The sequence below is a fragment of the uncultured Wocania sp. genome, assembly GCF_964021735.1.
In the GTDB taxonomy this organism is placed as follows: Bacteria; Bacteroidota; Bacteroidia; order Flavobacteriales; family Flavobacteriaceae; genus Wocania_A.
In genome coordinates, this window is sequence record NZ_CAXIBN010000063.1 from 1 (window position 1) to 16,648 (window position 16,648).

Annotated in this window: 15 protein-coding genes and 1 pseudogene; all 16 read right to left on the minus strand. The window is 29.6% G+C overall.

All coding sequences use genetic code 11. The features are described from left to right. A pseudogene (locus AADI82_RS07345) lies at positions 1 to 515 on the minus strand (nucleotide sugar dehydrogenase); the annotation flags it as partial. Then, positions 512 to 1,600 carry a DUF1972 domain-containing protein gene (locus tag AADI82_RS07350; RefSeq protein ID WP_341215797.1) on the minus strand — a complete coding sequence of 363 codons (1,089 nt, stop codon included), beginning with the start codon at positions 1,598 to 1,600 and terminating at the stop codon, positions 512 to 514. The gene AADI82_RS07350 and the pseudogene AADI82_RS07345, both read right to left, overlap by 4 nt. Before the next feature lie 297 nt (positions 1,601 to 1,897). After that, positions 1,898 to 3,103, minus strand: coding sequence for an O-antigen ligase family protein (locus AADI82_RS07355; protein ID WP_341215798.1), 1,206 nt, complete (start codon positions 3,101 to 3,103; stop codon positions 1,898 to 1,900). Beyond that, positions 3,078 to 4,565: an O-antigen ligase family protein gene (locus tag AADI82_RS07360; RefSeq protein ID WP_341215799.1), complete on the minus strand. Its 1,488-nt coding sequence runs from the start codon at positions 4,563 to 4,565 to the stop codon at positions 3,078 to 3,080. Before AADI82_RS07360 ends, AADI82_RS07355 begins: the two co-directional genes overlap by 26 nt. A 33-nt stretch (positions 4,566 to 4,598) precedes the next feature. Continuing rightward, positions 4,599 to 5,123, minus strand: coding sequence for a hypothetical protein (locus AADI82_RS07365; RefSeq protein ID WP_341215800.1), 525 nt, complete (start codon positions 5,121 to 5,123; stop codon positions 4,599 to 4,601). Then, positions 5,124 to 6,476 carry a hypothetical protein gene (locus AADI82_RS07370; RefSeq protein ID WP_341215801.1) on the minus strand — a complete coding sequence of 451 codons (1,353 nt, stop codon included), beginning with the start codon at positions 6,474 to 6,476 and terminating at the stop codon, positions 5,124 to 5,126. After that, positions 6,436 to 7,713: a polysaccharide biosynthesis C-terminal domain-containing protein gene (locus tag AADI82_RS07375; protein WP_341215802.1), complete on the minus strand. Its 1,278-nt coding sequence runs from the start codon at positions 7,711 to 7,713 to the stop codon at positions 6,436 to 6,438. The genes AADI82_RS07370 and AADI82_RS07375 overlap by 41 nt, the downstream gene beginning before the upstream one ends. Continuing rightward, a complete protein-coding gene (locus tag AADI82_RS07380; protein ID WP_341215803.1) occupies positions 7,679 to 8,191 on the minus strand; it encodes a DapH/DapD/GlmU-related protein in 513 nt (170 codons plus the stop codon). The genes AADI82_RS07375 and AADI82_RS07380 overlap by 35 nt, the downstream gene beginning before the upstream one ends. An 83-nt stretch (positions 8,192 to 8,274) precedes the next feature. After that, positions 8,275 to 9,312: a polysaccharide pyruvyl transferase family protein gene (locus AADI82_RS07385; protein WP_341215804.1), complete on the minus strand. Its 1,038-nt coding sequence runs from the start codon at positions 9,310 to 9,312 to the stop codon at positions 8,275 to 8,277. Between the two features lie 15 nt (positions 9,313 to 9,327). After that, positions 9,328 to 10,365, minus strand: coding sequence for an N-acetylneuraminate synthase family protein (locus tag AADI82_RS07390; protein ID WP_341215805.1), 1,038 nt, complete (start codon positions 10,363 to 10,365; stop codon positions 9,328 to 9,330). A 13-nt stretch (positions 10,366 to 10,378) separates the two neighbouring features. Then, positions 10,379 to 11,980 carry a hypothetical protein gene (locus AADI82_RS07395; RefSeq protein WP_341215806.1) on the minus strand — a complete coding sequence of 534 codons (1,602 nt, stop codon included), beginning with the start codon at positions 11,978 to 11,980 and terminating at the stop codon, positions 10,379 to 10,381. 307 nt (positions 11,981 to 12,287) lie between these two features. Further along, the gene (rfbD, locus tag AADI82_RS07400; RefSeq protein WP_341215807.1) at positions 12,288 to 13,157 is read right to left on the minus strand and encodes a dTDP-4-dehydrorhamnose reductase; all 870 of its coding nucleotides are present in this window, start codon (positions 13,155 to 13,157) and stop codon (positions 12,288 to 12,290) included. Next, on the minus strand, positions 13,154 to 13,699 hold the full coding sequence (gene rfbC / locus AADI82_RS07405) for a dTDP-4-dehydrorhamnose 3,5-epimerase (RefSeq protein WP_341215808.1): 546 nt from the start codon (positions 13,697 to 13,699) through the stop codon (positions 13,154 to 13,156). The genes rfbD and rfbC overlap by 4 nt, the downstream gene beginning before the upstream one ends. Further along, positions 13,699 to 14,565 carry a glucose-1-phosphate thymidylyltransferase RfbA gene (rfbA, locus tag AADI82_RS07410; protein ID WP_341215809.1) on the minus strand — a complete coding sequence of 289 codons (867 nt, stop codon included), beginning with the start codon at positions 14,563 to 14,565 and terminating at the stop codon, positions 13,699 to 13,701. The genes rfbC and rfbA overlap by 1 nt, the downstream gene beginning before the upstream one ends. 3 nt (positions 14,566 to 14,568) lie before the next feature. After that, the gene (gene rfbB / locus AADI82_RS07415) at positions 14,569 to 15,621 is read right to left on the minus strand and encodes a dTDP-glucose 4,6-dehydratase (RefSeq protein ID WP_341215810.1); all 1,053 of its coding nucleotides are present in this window, start codon (positions 15,619 to 15,621) and stop codon (positions 14,569 to 14,571) included. Then, the coding region (locus tag AADI82_RS07420; RefSeq protein WP_341215811.1) for a hypothetical protein at positions 15,621 to 16,648 on the minus strand (1,028 nt) is incomplete at its 5' end. The genes rfbB and AADI82_RS07420, both read right to left, overlap by 1 nt.

Below are 16,648 nucleotides of genomic sequence, written 5' to 3' on the forward strand. Positions count from 1 at the left end.
TCTTGTACTGCTGTTCCTTCTGCCAAAAATTCTGGGTTTGATAAAATTTGAAATTTAACCCCATTCCCCGTATTGTCCAAAATGCTCTTTATGGCCGATGCCGTTCTTACGGGAAGTGTCGATTTTTCAACCACTATTTTATCGTGTTTGGCCACTTTGGCGATTTGTCTAGCACACAATTCAATATATTTTAAATCGGACGCCATTCCTTTTCCTTTTCCGTAGGTTTTAGTTGGCGTATTTACCGATATGAAAATCATTTGCGCCTCATCTATGGCTTTATCTATATCTGTAGAAAAGAAAAGATTTTTGCCTCTTGTTTCTTTAACAATATAGGCTAAATCTGGTTCGAATATGGGTAACTCATCAAGGTTATTGGAGTTCCATGCGGCTATTCTAGCTTCATTAATATCTACAACGGTAATTTTTATATCTGGGCATTGTTTTGCTATTACCGCCATGGTTGGCCCACCTACGTAGCCTGCGCCGATACAGCAGATGTTATTTATTTTCATTTAATTTTTTTGATTAATTCCAAATATTGAGTGTTTATAATATCCCAACTAAACATTCTTTCTATTTTTTGCTTATTATTATTCAAGTAATTACGATACTTTTGCTTTTTTATGACATTCAAAAAATTTGACACTTGTTCTGAGTTTTTAAAATAAAGAGCATCTTCTTTTAAAATTGATTTATTAAATATATTATCATTAGCTACTATAAGAGAATTGGATGCCATAGCTTCTAACAAAGACGGATTTGTTCCTCCTACAGAATGCCCATGAAAATAAAGATTTGAAAAAAATCGTAAATTATTTAAATCCTCCATATTGTATACACCCCCTACAAACCTTATATTCTTATAATCGCTAAACTTTTCTTTAAGGTAGCCTCCAAATTTATTTACATCATGCTTTCCCACGACTATAAAAGGTCGTTTAGCGTTTGATTTAGCTACTCCGTCAAGGATTATTTCAATATTATTTTCGGGTTCCAGTCTAGCAATCAACATATCATAACAATATTTTTCTAGCCCATATTTATTTAATATTTCTTCATTCTGATTGGAAAAAATATTAGCACCATAAGCTATGTATTCTGAGTGCATGTTGTATTTTGATTTTATATACTCTCGAATTCCTATGGAATCCGACACCAAAACATCACTACTTTTTACAGCCAACCCTTCTGCATAGAGTAGAAACCTTTGAACTAACTTGGAATACTTTGATCGTTTCCACTCTAATCCATCCATATTTGTTACTATTTTTGATGATTTAGGCAGAAGTTTATTCCATATAGAGCTACTGGTATATCCCAATTGAAGAATTACATCAAATCGCCTCTTTCTGGAATCAAGAATGCAATTTAAATCATAAATAAACTGTCCAACGGTACCTATTCTGTTTTCTGGATCTTTGCAGTGAATTATGTTGATACCTCTGAAATTTGATTCTTTATATGGGTGACTACTAGAATTATACACATAAACCTCATGACCTTCCTCTTCAAGATATACTGAAAAATATTCAGCAAACTGTTCAAATCCGCCATGGTTGTTTGGCACACCCCTGGTTCCTAAAATTCCTATTTTCAAAATTATTGGTTTTTAGCTGTTTCAATTTAATATAACTTATTTTAATCTATAAAGAATTAAGTTTCTCAAAAAAATTAGATGCGAAGAATTCATTTCTTGGAAACCAATTCATAGTCCAATGATTTTCCATTATAAAATCGGGAATTCTATACGCACAGGAGATTATTGCTGTCTAATTTTTTTGTTTCCTTCTAAACATTTGAAATAAATTATATTCATTGTTTTATTTTTGCTCTTTGTCTTTTATGTTTTCTAATTTGTCAAATATAATCTTAAACCCTCTAAAAATTGTATTAATTAGGGTTTAAGATTGTATTCGTCTAATGTTATTAAACTAACAAAAAACGCAAAACTAAAAACACCCCATTGCCGCATAAAAATAGATTCAGTTATTGAACTAATCATAAAAATAATGAGTAAAAAAACGCCTAAGGTGTTTTTTCTTTTAAAACACCAATACATTCCCCAAATAAAAGACAGTAAAAGTAATACCAACCCAACAATACCATACTGCATCAAAGTTTGTAAAACTTGATTATGCGCATGATATCTTTGCATTAAAGGTGTGGTTAGGTTTTTTCGTTTAAATTCATCCAACAATAATAATTTGCCCTTATTTCTTCCGACTCCGAATAGGATATTTTTTTTTGACACAACATAAGCGCTTTCCCATATACTTATTCTCAATGAAGTACCTGAAAAAACATTTTCAACTTTATTAACTTTAAATATTCTGTTTTTAACTACTGGATTCTTAATTGCAATAAAGAAACAAACGCCAAGTATAAGTATCGCTATACTTGCTCTTTTATATGATAATTTTTTTTTTATAATTAAAAAAAGAGGAACTATGACTAATAAACATACAATTGCATTTCTTGCAGCCAAAAGAAAAATACTTATAGAAAAAAGAAAATATAGCGAATAATAAAAAATCTTTACCTTACTAAAAAAATTATAATAACTTAATATCAACAAACTAAAAACATAAAAAAAAGATAGGTAAATTGGTTGCATCCCAAAAGGTTCCGCCAAAAAATCATATGTAAAATACCAAAAATTAATTCCTGCTTCGTTTATCAAAAAACCTCTAAAAATAGCAAATCCCAAATTAATAATTGCGCTAATTACTGCTCCAACTAAAAAAAAATAAAATATAATATGAATATGTTTCTTTAATTCTTTAGTATGGAAGCTAATAATAATTGGTAAGAGAATAAATGCAGAATACTTTAAAATGACATTTTCTAAAACAGGATTTGCATCAGAGGCCTCTCTCACCAACATCATTAGGAAAAAGATTATTAAAGGTAAATTAAGTTCATTAAAATTATGTTGCAAATTTAGGTTTTTATAATCCTTTATCGCAAAAAACAAACCTGTAAACAAAAAAAGGCCATAACATATTGAATTAAAGCCAATACCTAAACAAAACGAGAAAGCAAAAAGTATTGCTGTCCATTTTATATAATTTATTTTAATTAGAAATACTTTGATTTTCATCTTTTGTAAAATATATTGAGTTTAGACAACATACAGAAAAAAGCAAAACGGATGCTACTTGATGCTTAAAAAATCCGGCATTGGAAAATGCAGCTATTCCCATAGTAAGGTTAATAACATAAAGGTACAATAAGGGTCCATTATAAGCTCCTCTTATTTTAATCTGCTGACTAACTGGGTATAAAAACACTAAATAACTAAAAAGTAATCCCAATGGGATACCATACTGAGACATCATTGCCAAATAATCGTTATGTGAGTCTATTAAAACTTTTACAATACTCTTATCCTCAAGATAATTATTCTTATATCTATTCCAACGACCAGCGCCAATACCTGTTAAAGGATGCTTTTCTATCATATTTAATGATGACTCAAATAACCCTAGTCTTGAAATGATCGAATTTGTTTCCCAAGAATGTTCAAGGTGAAAAATATCTCTGAGGCCATCTTTCGAGAAATCAATATTTACTTTTTTTGAAATTTCTGAAACTGAATATCTTTTAGGAATGATATTTTGTTCAACACCATATAAATAAACAATTATTGAAATAAAAAAAACCGCACTTGCTTTTAAAAAATTAATTGCAGCTTTTCTTGGATTTTCTAAAACAGACAAAATCAAAAGAGTGACGATTACACTTAATAAAGCTCCTCTTGTACCTGAGCCTAACAAAATAACTATTGTAACTAAAAATGTTAAATATGCTATTCTTTTACTTATTAATTTTTTCTTAACTAAAAAATAAATAAAAATAGAAGTTGCACCCGTAATATTTGCAAAAGTATTTAGTGCTAAACTACCGCTCATTAGTCTACCCGCTTCCTTAAAATAAGTATTCACAAATGCCTCAAAACATAAAAAAACTATACTAATCACAAAGCTATTTACTATCTGACTTTCGTATTTTTTTATATCAAATAACTGAAAAAGGATGAGAAAAAGGATAAAATATCGAATGTGATAAGAGTATGTTAACAACAAATTAAAATCCCAAAAGTCATTTGATTTAAATACATTAAAAAAAAACACTAAAACAAATAACAGCAGAAATAATTTTAGGATTAATGGGAACTTAATAAGTGGCAATCTACCCCCTTTCTTTAGTAACCCTATAACTACACCTAATATTAAATAAATATCAATCCTAGTAATCAATGGAAAAACGACCGACCTAAAATCGTCTTGATTTGATATATATATACTTGGAAATATATCATCGACTGGTGCCGGAAAGGCCAATAAAACGAAAATTAACAATAAAAAATATAATTGAATTCTCCAAATAGCAAAAATACACACAACAATGAAAAATATAATTGACGGTATTGTTAAACTAGCAATATTATTATAGTGTACTTCCCCATTCAACCCTAGTATAGATACAACTCCAATACTTAAATAAAGAGCACACAATAAAATAACACAAATTAAAGAAAACAGAACGTTTTCTTTTCTCAAATTGAATTTCACGGTTTTTTTAGTAGAAATTGTTTAATTAAGTATTAATTTATTAATAAACTTAGATATATTGTAGGATTCTAAATATGGGTCGTACTTTCTATCTATTACCATAGGCTTCCCTCTCAAGTTTTCAAAGTTAAAATATTTACTTGGTTTAAAATATTTTTCCAATTCTAAATTAGAGAACTCGTGGTTTCCATTGTTATATTTTAATGTTATATTCTTTATTAAAATCTCTTTTTGGTTTTGATTTTCACCTAAATCCAATCGTAACCGGGTTGGATAAATACCTTGTTCTAAAACGAATTTTATTTTTTGCTCTGAAGTACTCCCATTTATCGGTTTTCTTAAACTTTTTTTAGCCATAAAACTTTCATTTTTACGACTATTATAAAATAGCTCTAATGTATCGTTCTTCTGCATTATCAAAATAACTTCAACAATAATACATTCACTGTTTTCAACCTTTACATCTTTACACGATAAAAAGCCCGCCATAAACACCGACAGAATCAGCGTTTTAGATTTTATTATTTTGTTTAAGAGTTTATCCATTTAAATTATACCATTAATTATCCTAAAAGCTGAACCTCCATCCAATTTATAAAAATATTCTGTAATAAAATTTTCGTAATTTGTTTTTTTTGAGTTAAGTAACTCTAAATTATCTAGAAGGTTATCCAATGAATATGAGTTTTTGATAGAATGGCTACAATTAAATTCATTGTATTCCATTTGAACATTTATTTCGCTTATCTCTAATTGAATTAACGGCTTATAAAAAGCTATTGCTTCATTCCCAACAGTTGAAGTTGTTGTAATAACTATATCACTATCCATTATTAACTCATGGATGTTTTCTTTTTTGTATATTTTTGCTTGAGTATTTAAAAAGTATTTTTCTACCTGCTCTTTATTATCAATTGAGCCAGGGTGTAATTTTATTTTTAAATTATACTTATTATGTAACCCTGAAGTTTTAATAATTTCTAGCACCTTTTCTACGTTAGTATTGCCAATTGGATTAATTACTAATAAAATATCCTTAACTTCAGTAATATCTTTATTTATTATATCATATTTAATCATTCTATCCGTTTTTGGCGTTCCAGTAATTTTAAGTTGGTTTTTTGACGTGCCTCTTGTTAAAAACCAATCATTCGAAATTGAGCCCCATGTAAAAATTGTGTCTGCCAAAACTGGCAAATAGCCATATTCTAGAACAGTTGACCCGTGCTGAATTACTTTGGTTTTAATGTTTTTAGTTCTAGCGTATAAAACAAAAGCTCTAGATACCTTATGTGCATCGGAATTAAGGGTTATGCTCTTAATACTCTTATATTTTCTGAAAAAACCTTCAATACAGTTTATAATAAAAATAGATTCAATAATGTTCATTATTAATAAAAAAGGATGAATCTTAAATTCTGTTGAGAGTTTTTTTATTTCTTTTATGTCACTCTTGTTAACTTCAAACAGTTTAAATAATTCCTTGAAATAGTTTAAAGGGGTGAAAAACTTAAAAAGAAACACGCTATCTTTTTGAAGGATTCTTTTATCACATACAATTTCAACAAAGCCATCCGCAAAAGATTTGCTAACATCTCGCATATTTGAAATCATACTTTGATTATAAACATCATTTATAAATAAATATTCTATTTTTTTATTTGAATTTTTTCTAAATAAATAGAAAAACGAGATAATAGCTTTTAAATAATTATCTAAACTCACTATTTTAAGTTTACTAAAAAACCCACCACTAATTAGCCGTCCTAATGAATGTTCAAATACAAAAATTTGAGACAACGAAATTATGTTTAAGCCTTTATAAACTATTGTATAAGTGTTGAACTTTTGAACTTTGTTAAATGATTCGTTTAGTAAGGCCATGAAAAATGATGTCAATTTTATATTTTTTTAAACAAATAAGGTATATAACCAAAAACTCTACCGCATAACTTATAGCCGTTGTCAATGCTGCTATTTTATATCCGTAGATTGGAATTAAAATAACATTAAAAACAATATTAATCATAGCAGCTATAATCGCCGGTAAAGCCAAATAACGTGTGTTCTTATAGAAAAAAGGAATGTTTGAAAGGATAGTATACAAAAAGCAAAAAAACATTCCAATTACAATTACAGGAATCAACTCGACTATAGAAAGATACGTTTTATTTGATAAAAAGAATACTAAATGTTTTCTTAACAAAATTATCAATAGTCCCACGCTAAGTACAATTAGTATATACCTTCTAGATGCTATTCTGATTTTTTCAAAATTTTTCAATTTCAAATTTTCCAATATGAATTTTTGCCACATTTTATTTGTTGCTAAAAAGAACGCCATAAATATTGAACTAATTGTATATGCGACAGTGTAATCGGCAACCTCAACTTCTGAAAAATAATAATTAATTATAAATCGGTCAGAAAAACTTAAAACTAAAACGGACAACATCGCCGGAATAAAAGGAGCACTAAAATTAAGCCCTGGTTTAATATAAGCCAGACATTTGTTTATATTTATTTTTTTTACCTTCCGAAAGTTATAAATTGCTAAACAAAAAAAAACAATTAATTGAACCTTCATAAATGTGAATACACTGGTTTTAAAAAAGACTAGAACTAAAGCAGTAATAATGTAGGGAAACCCATTCCTCAAAATGAAAAATACATTGTATTTCTTATAATCTCCTTTTATTTGAAATAGGGATAAGTCTAATTCGATTAAAGCGTAAAATAAAGCACAAAACAAAACGAAATAATCGCTAATCCTGTCAATAAGATAAACTCCCAATTCATCTTTGAATAAAAAGATTAAAAGCAATATACCTGAAATGGATAAGCAAAAATACTTTACAGAGGATAACAGTTCTTCAGTATTTTTCTTAGTATGAATGTAATAATATTTTAAGTAACTTCTTTGGGAAAAATCTATAAGCACTGACATAAGTGGTACTGCCACCCAAAACAATGATAAAATGCCAAAATCTCTTTTACTAAAATAATTAGTATAAAATGCCAAAAGCAAAAAAATTGTGCCTTTGGAAACCCCTTCTCCTAATATATAATAAAAGTAACCTTTTTTAGAATCACCGATAATTCTAGCGTTTACTAAAAGGTTTTTTAAATATCTCAATGTTTTCTTTTATTTTTTTATCTTCCCAATGCCACCAATTCAATTGATTTATATCTTCTATGGTCTTTTGGTTAAACCTATATCCTTTCGAAATTGCTGGTACTCCATAAACAATTTCAAAGTCATTAACATCTTTTGTAACAACAGAGCCTGCACCAATAACAGCTCCATTACCAACCCTAACACCAGGCATTACAATAGAGTTTGCTCCAATCCAAACATCATGTCCAATAAAAGTTCTCACAATAATTCTCAAATCTTTTTCCACAAAGCCATAGTATTCTATGTAAGAAAATGCATGCGTACTGACTCTTTTATAATTATGTTGGGTTGCACCAATTGTTACATTCCATGAAATGGAGCAGAATTTTGAAATTTCCGCATTTATAATTGTTGTATTCCTCCCCACCGAAGTGTAATCTCCTATGACAGAGTTACTAACAAAACAGTAACGTGAAATATTAATATTTCTTCCCAAAACAGTTTTATTAACTTCTGCTCCGAATCGTATTGAATTATTCTTTTTGAAATATTTTCTGTATTTTTTTAAAACAAATGAAATCAAAATTTATTTAAATTATTTAGAAAACCCTTCATTACCTCAAAATGACTATCTATAAACTTTTCAATTCTTTCAAAGTCTGAAAAATCGGATTTTTTATAGTTGCTAAGAACAGTATTAATTTTTTGAATTAAGTTTTTGTCCTCAATATTAAAGACAGGCAGATTCATTGTTTCTACCATCCCCTTACCTCTTCCATCCTCATTTATCAATATTGACGGTAATCTTTTACTTAAGAAATACAAATGGGCATGAACCCTATATCCAATATGAAAATCACAATCATCATAAAAATTTAACTTTTTCAAATCGTAGGCAACATCCCGGATTTTAATCCTTGAATTAACGAGCTTTGATCCTAAAGCCATCAATAAATAACCAATAGTCGCTCTTATTGTTGTGTGCTTATCAGGAAGGATTCCTCTATGATAAGTCATTGTGATTTTGGCAGTTGGAAACTGCCGAGAAATTAGTTTAATTAATTTTACCGTCTGACCTATTAACTTTGGGTCAGCGGCTGTTGTAAATACAATATGTTTTATGTCATTATTTTTTGGGAAACTTTTCCCTATAGACCGTAAATCATACCAAACTGGGCACCCAGTCATAACTACATTTTTAAATCCATTATTATTCAACACTTTCTCCGTAGTTAAACACCTACAGCTTGAGTTGTTGATTTTTGAATGTGTTTGATCCAAAAACTCCTGAGATTTCTTATTAAAAGAAAACGCCAGTGGATTTCCAGAGGGTCTTCCACACCAACCTAACCCAAAAGGAATAATTGGCACTTTAATTTTCGATAAATCATCAACTAAAGGGTATATTCCATCATAGATATTATCTGCATAAGCTGGGCCTCCACACATTACAACAAACCTGGATTTGTTAATTACATCAAGGTGTTCATCCAATTTTTTAGTTCTATCTAAAATTACAATTTCTTTGTCGACAAATTCTTCAAATAATCTTCTGGATCTATCCGTAATTAAAAAATCTCCTATGTTTTTAATTTGACCCGAAAGTAATACAATCATATATATATATTTAAATTATACCATATCCCATGTTAATACAGTATCTTCAGCTAATTCTTTATTCACTTTTCTTCCAATTACAATATCAATATGTTCGGGTTTAATTCCTGTACCTGGTCTTTTAATCATTATATCCTCGGCTTTAATAATTTCTCCTTTACTCATCTTTCTAGTTAATACGAGTGATCTTCTAGCTTCTCTTCTAGGTATAATTTCACAATCTAAAACAGTCTTTTCGTATTGTCCCCCTATAACCTGTAATAATTCAAAATTTTCCACGGAAACCTTCAAATCGTTATAATCCATTGCATGATAATGATCATTTCCACTTAATGTTTTATCAAGAGTAAAATGTTTCTCAATTACTTCAGCCCCAAATAAATAGGCTGTTGTAAGAATGGTCATTGTCTTGTCTGGCATTGTATGATCGCTGTACCCAATTTTTATATTGGGAAAAATTTTTCTTAAGTGCTTAATCATATTTAAATTAGCATCTTGATTTTTTGTTGGATATGATAATACACAATGTAAAACACATATATCTGTACATCCAGCATCACTAATTACCCTTACCGCTTCTTCAACCTCTGAAATATATGCGGCTCCTGCAGAAATATAAATTGGCTTTCTTTTTTTCGCAATATGCTTAATAAATGGAATATTTGATAAATCTGAAGATGATATCTTGTAAATATCTATCATATCAAATAAATAATCTGCCGATTCAAAATCAAATGGTGTTGACATAAAATCAATCCCCAATTTCTTTGAATAATCACATAGGATTTGATAATCTTGCTTTTCAAACCCATCATGCTTTTGAAACAAACCATGTTGAGTTTTTGTTTGTTCTTTGTTCAAGTCCCAATATGCTGGAGATTGTTTAGAAACAAGTGTATCTGCTTTATAGGATTGAAATTTAACGGCATCTGCTCCTCCTTTTTTAGCTTCTAACACATATAGTTTCGCCGCCTCTAATGGAGTTATATCCATTTGTTTTGCTGTATCATAAAAATTAACGCCTACTTCGGCTATAATGTATGGTTTTTTCATCTTAAAATTTTATCTATAAACTATTAATTAAATTTACCACTCTTCTCTTTCCTTCTCTCAAATTATGACTCAAGAGTTTCTTTTGAATAACTATTCTTTCTTTTTTTGATAACTTAATGTAAATATCTAAATTAGATTCAATAATATTATCACTTGGATTTAATCCTAAATAGTTAAAACCATTTTCATGGCTTACAAATCCATGTTTTTCTTCTCTGTTATTTTGTGCCATTGCTATTGTGGGTAATCCTAAAATAGCCAATTCATAACCTGTTCTTCCTCTGGATGTAATTGCTATATCACAACTTGTCATCAATTCGGACATATTTTTAACGTCAAACAACATTTCAATATTTTGAATTTCATTAAATTTCATTAAATTTGGTACATTTTGTTTTGCTCTCCCAATAACAAAGATAAACTTATAATCATTATATTTAGCTTTTTTTGCAATTTCAACTAATCTATCCGTGTAATTTTGTGGATCGGATCCTCCAAATGAAATAAATATTTTTTTTACTTCTTTTTTTATTTCGATTGGATTATAGAACATAAAGGTTTTTGCACAAACATAATATTTTTCACCAGCTTTCATTTGAGCAACCGTAGGGTTTTGATATAACGCATTTATTACTAAATCTGCCTTGTGAGCGCCTTCTCCATCATCTTCAAAATTGACTATTTTTTTTGCTGGATTACATCTTTTTAAAGCTATCATATAGTCGATGGTTGTGTTAAGTATATCGTTTATAAACAAATTATATTTATTTTTTGACAAAACTTCAAATAATTCTTGAATTCCATCTACTCCAATCAAATTGTGTTCAGTTCTTCCGAATAAAGCAACATCCGTTTGATTAATATCATAATATATATCAGGTTTAACATAAAACTCATCAACTAATTCTAGACACCTGTATATGTGCCCCATACCTCTTTTGGTATTTCCATTAACATAAAAAGCAATTTTTTGATTTTGCAAAATTACTTCACAGTACTTTAAATCTGCAAAAGTGTCTATATCAATTGCTTCATCTTTAGAAATTTCATATATATCTACCTTTTTTCCTATTCTTGTTACTTTTGTTACTACCTCTCTCTTAGAAATTACAAAAGCACCTGTTTCAAGATAATGTGGTGGTAAGTATTGCCTATTTAATCTTTTCTTATAATCTGGGTATTTGTTATCATCATCATCTAATTTCCATGCTAAATGCGGGGAGTTTACTCCAGAAATTAAAGTGTCAATATTTCTTTCTATGCTATACTGAATTGCTTTATCTAATGTTTCTACTTTTAATATAGGTGACGTAGGTTGCATTGTTATGACATAATCGCATTTTTTGCTTTTTATAGCATCATATACCACGCTGTCCAATGTAATCTCATCTCCACAAAGACTTTTGTCCCTCCATATTACACAAGCACCCATTTGCCTTGCAATCATTTCGACTTCTTTAGAATCAGTAGAAACAACAACTTCATTTATATATTCACTCTTCAAAGCGTTTTTAATAGAATAATATACCAATGGTTTTCCATTTAACAATCTTATATTTTTGTTAGGAACTCCTTTTGACCCTGCTCTTGCAGGAATTACAGCTAATAAATCCATGTTTATTTTTTAAGTTACTAATTAGCAATCCCCTGAATTTAATCTTAGAAACAAGGCCTTGCGTTTGGTTGAATTTATCGCATTCAACATTAAAATTCTCTTTGTAATACCTTCTTACGGTTCTTTTTAAATAAGCGTACCGTCATTTTCAATAATGCATTTGTTAAAAATTTATAAATACCTTTTTGTTTTTCTATTTTTTTTATTGGGTTTTTAGTTATTCTACCTTTTTCCTAAACTATGAGCAAAATCTTATTGGGACAAATAACACCAAACTATATTCTCCATTTTAATTGTTTTTTGTATATTACTTAATAATGGTTTTATAATTCCTGAGAGCTATTTTTAAACTGTTCCTCCAATGTGGGATTTTGATGCCTAATAGTCCTATAGTTTTCTTTTTAGAAAGCACACTAAAAGCTGGTCGTTTGGCAAGGGTAAAATATTCTTCTGTCTTAACTTCTTTTACCTTAATTTGAATATTAGTTTCTTGAAATATAGCTTTTGCAAATCCGTGCCAGGATGTTTCACCACAATTTGAAAAGTGGTAAATTCCATAATCATTAATTCCAGAGTCAATTATTTTTAAGGTAGTTTTAGCCAAATCTTTAGCATAAGTTGGTGTACCCATTTGGTCACCAACTACACTAATTTCATTTCTTGTTTCTGCCATACGCAACATGGTTTTCATGAAATTATTTCCATGTTCGGAGTACAACCAAGAGGTTCTTATTATAAAATGTTCTTTTAAGATACCTGTTATCAATAACTCTCCTTGCAGTTTTGTTTTTCCGTATACACTTATGGGATTAGTTCCGTCTTTTTCAGTGTAAGGTTTAGAGGATAAGCCATCAAATACAAAATCTGTTGACACATGAATTAATATGGTGTCATACATTTTACAGGCTAGCGCTAAATGTTTAGGCCCAAATGCATTTATATTATATGCCTTTTCCTTTTCTTCTTCAGCCTTATCTACTGCTGTATAAGCTGCACAATTAATGCAATAATGAAACGGTTCGTTTTCTTGAAAAAAATGACTTACAGCTTTCTCGTCACAGATATCTAAATTTTTATAATCTGTAAAAACAAAACTTATGTGGCTATATTTTTTTTGTATATCTTTTATGCAATGCCCTAATTGTCCGTTAGCGCCTGTAACCAAAACCTTAATCATAATATAGCGTTTTCAAATTTTGGTAATATTAAATCTTTTTCTGATACAATGAAATCTTCTTCATTTAACTGCCAATCTATATTCAAATTCTTGTCATTATATATTATTCCTGCTTCAGCTTCCTTCTTATAAAAATTATCGCATTTATATGAAAAAATTGCCGTATCACTTAAAACAATAAAACCATGCGCAAACCCTCGTGGTACATATAGTTGTTTTTTATTTTCTTTTGATAATTCTACCGCTATATGTTTCCCAAACGTTTGAGACTGTTTTCTAATATCAACCGCTACATCTAAAACTTTTCCTTTTAAAACTCTAACTAATTTTGATTGAGCATGTTTGCCTGTTTGGTAATGTAACCCCCTTAAAACTCCTTTTGATGAAAAAGACTCATTATCTTGAACGAATTTAATATTAGCCCCTATTAAATTGTTAAACAATTTTTGATTGTAGCTTTCAAGAAAATAACCTCTTTTATCTTCAAAAATTTTTGGCTCAATTACAAAACATCCTTTTAGTTTGGTTTCTTTTACCGTCATTATTTTTTTTTCAGTAGTCCTAACAAGTTTTTACCATACCCGCTTTTAAGCAATGGTTTTGCCAAAGCTTTAAATTGCGCTTCATTTATGTAGTTCATTTCAAATGCTGCTGCTTCTATCGAACCTATTTTTAACCCTTGCCTTTCCTCAATTACCTCAACAAATTGAGAGGCTTGCATTAGTGATTGGAACGTACCAGTATCTAACCAAGCTGTTCCTCTGTCTAAAATGCTAACATTTAGTCTTCCTTGTTCTAAATATTCTTTATTCACATCTGTAATTTCTAACTCCCCCCTGTGACTTGGCTCAATATTTTTTGCAATTTGAATCACTGAATTATCGTAAAAATATATACCTGGTACTGCAAAATTTGATTTAGGTTGTTTTGGTTTTTCTTCTATTGAAATTACCTTGCCAGAACCATCAAATTCTACTACGCCGTAGCGTTGTGGGTCATGCACTCTATATGCATAAATAATTCCTCCTTTTGGATTATTATTAGCTTGTAGAAGCTTTGATAAACCAGATCCATAAAAAATATTATCACCCAAAATAAGTGCCACCTTATCAGTGCCTATAAAATCTGCCCCAATTATAAAAGCCTCAGCAAGTCCTTTAGGCTCTTCTTGTATTGCATACTCAAATTTACATCCATACTCTTTGCCATCCCCTAATAAATCTTTAAATAAAGGAAGATCTTTAGGCGTTGAAATAATTAATATTTCATTAATGCCAGCATACATTAAAGTTGAAAGTGGATAATAAATCATTGGTTTATCATAAATAGGCATTAACTGCTTACTTATAGTCAGTGTTAACGGATGTAGTCTTGTCCCAGATCCTCCTGCTAATATAATTCCTTTCATATTTTAATTGCTATATTGTTTTTTATAATAGGATTGGTATGCTCCACTAGTCACGTTATTAAGCCATTCCTTATTATTTAAGTACCAATTTATGGTTTTTTTTAGGCCTTCTTCAAAGGTTACTGATGGGGTCCACCCTAATTCATTCTTTATCTTTGATGCGTCAATGGCGTATCTTAAATCATGTCCAGGGCGATCTTTAACGTAAGTTATTAACTCTTCCGAACTTCCTGTGGGACGATTTAATTCAATGTCCATTTGTTTACACAAAAGCTTTATTAAATCGATGTTTTTCCATTCATTAAAACCGCCTATATTATATGTTTCGCTGTTTTTTCCTTTATGAAAAACCAAATCTATTGCAACCGCATGGTCTTTTACATATAACCAATCTCTAGTATAATTTCCATCTCCATAAACGGGTAAAGGTTTATTATTTATAATATTATTTATAAATAAGGGTATGAGTTTTTCAGGAAATTGGTTTTGCCCATAATTGTTTGAGCAGTTAGTAATAACATACGGCATGTTGTATGTTTCGCCATAGGCTCTAACAAAATGATCTGAGCTTGCTTTAGACGCTGAGTAAGGAGAATTAGGACTATATGGAGTCGTTTCTGTAAACAAGCCTTTCTTCCCTAAGGTGCCATATACCTCGTCTGTACTTACGTGATAAAACAGCTTGTTATTAAAATTACCTTTCCAAGTGTTTTTAAATGCATTTAGAAGTGTCATCGTTCCTATTACATTTGTTTTAACAAAAGCCAATGGGGCTTCTATCGACCTGTCAACATGAGACTCTGCAGCAAGATGAATAACACTATCAAATTTGTGTTTTTTAAAAATACTAATCACAAACTCATCACTATTAATGTCTCCTTTTATAAAGGTGTAATTTGGTTTGTTTTCAATATCGCTTAAGTTTTCTAAATTCCCCGCATAGGTTAATGCGTCGAGATTAAAAATGTGATAATTAGGGTAAGAATTTACAAATAACCTAACCACATGAGAGCCAATAAACCCAGCACCACCAGTAATCAAAATTGTCTTATTCATTATATTTTATCTTTATATCGACCTAAAAACTTAATAAACTCCCAACCAATTAAAAATATAAAAGTAAGTGCAACTAAAATTAACGCATAATACCTTTTCATACTAAGTGGTTTACCAAAAAGTTCTTTGCTGTTATCCATTGAGCCACTATCTTGTTTGCTAGAAGTTATTTCAATAAGATGTTGTTTGTCAGCTATTTTACGCTCTATTTCTACTAGCTTTTCTCTTAATTCCAAATCTTTGGAGTACAACTCAAACTCTTTAGTAGAACTCCCAGTTTCTTGATTGTCAATTGTAATTCTGGCTTGAGAGTTGTTATTGTTTTCAGCGGCTTTAATAATTGCTTTTTGGTAAACAGCCAATAGAGTATCCGATTTAATTAATGATTTATTAATTGCTTCTGCTTGCTCATTTAATAATTTGATATCTTTTTCCTGTTCTCTTTTAAAATATGGGTTTGAATTTATGTTTTGTACAATTTTATTAAAAACCGTACTAAAACTATTTCTTTGTTTAGCTTTAATAGATATTTGTTGGTATTTATGATTGTAATCCTTATCGTTTTTTAAGAACGATTCATAATCAATTGTCGATGCTACCGTGGAATCAAGTGTTTTAATGTAAGCATCATAAGCTTGAATTTTTTGATTTTCACTGATAATCGATTCTACTTTAATATCCATTATAGAGGACAGTTCGTCCTGCTTTATGCCCAATACACTTTCTAAAGTACTAATATCGTTCTGTGAAACTAAATCATTATAATAGCTAATGGCATTATATAAGTTTTCTCCAGTATTATAATTTTGCTTAACAGTGATGTACGATTTGTAAACCGGTTCGGAAGTTTTTTCCAATAATATGCCTAGAGCAACTCCAACAATTCCCGCAATTATAAATTTTATAAAGTGTTTTTTTAGAAAAAACACAATCCAAACAAAAGCTAAAAAAAGACTGTTTAATATGTTACCTATAAACTTAAAAAAACGGTCAAAAGCATTTCCTATAAGCTTGAATAACTGCCCTA

Excerpts from the sequence above, each read along its gene's own strand:
- rfbD (WP_341215807.1), bottom strand. The coding sequence starts at position 13,157 with ATGATTAAGGTTTTGGTTACAGGCGCTAACGGACAATTAGGGCATTGC.
- AADI82_RS07395 (WP_341215806.1), bottom strand. The coding sequence starts at position 11,980 with ATGGATTTATTAGCTGTAATTCCTGCAAGAGCAGGGTCAAAAGGAGTT.
- AADI82_RS07365 (WP_341215800.1), bottom strand. The coding sequence starts at position 5,123 with ATGGATAAACTCTTAAACAAAATAATAAAATCTAAAACGCTGATTCTG.
- rfbA (WP_341215809.1), bottom strand. The coding sequence starts at position 14,565 with ATGAAAGGAATTATATTAGCAGGAGGATCTGGGACAAGACTACATCCG.
- rfbB (WP_341215810.1), bottom strand. The coding sequence starts at position 15,621 with ATGAATAAGACAATTTTGATTACTGGTGGTGCTGGGTTTATTGGCTCT.
- AADI82_RS07355 (WP_341215798.1), bottom strand. The coding sequence starts at position 3,103 with ATGAAAATCAAAGTATTTCTAATTAAAATAAATTATATAAAATGGACA.
- rfbC (WP_341215808.1), bottom strand. The coding sequence starts at position 13,699 with ATGACGGTAAAAGAAACCAAACTAAAAGGATGTTTTGTAATTGAGCCA.
- AADI82_RS07385 (WP_341215804.1), bottom strand. The coding sequence starts at position 9,312 with ATGATTGTATTACTTTCGGGTCAAATTAAAAACATAGGAGATTTTTTA.
- AADI82_RS07390 (WP_341215805.1), bottom strand. The coding sequence starts at position 10,365 with ATGAAAAAACCATACATTATAGCCGAAGTAGGCGTTAATTTTTATGAT.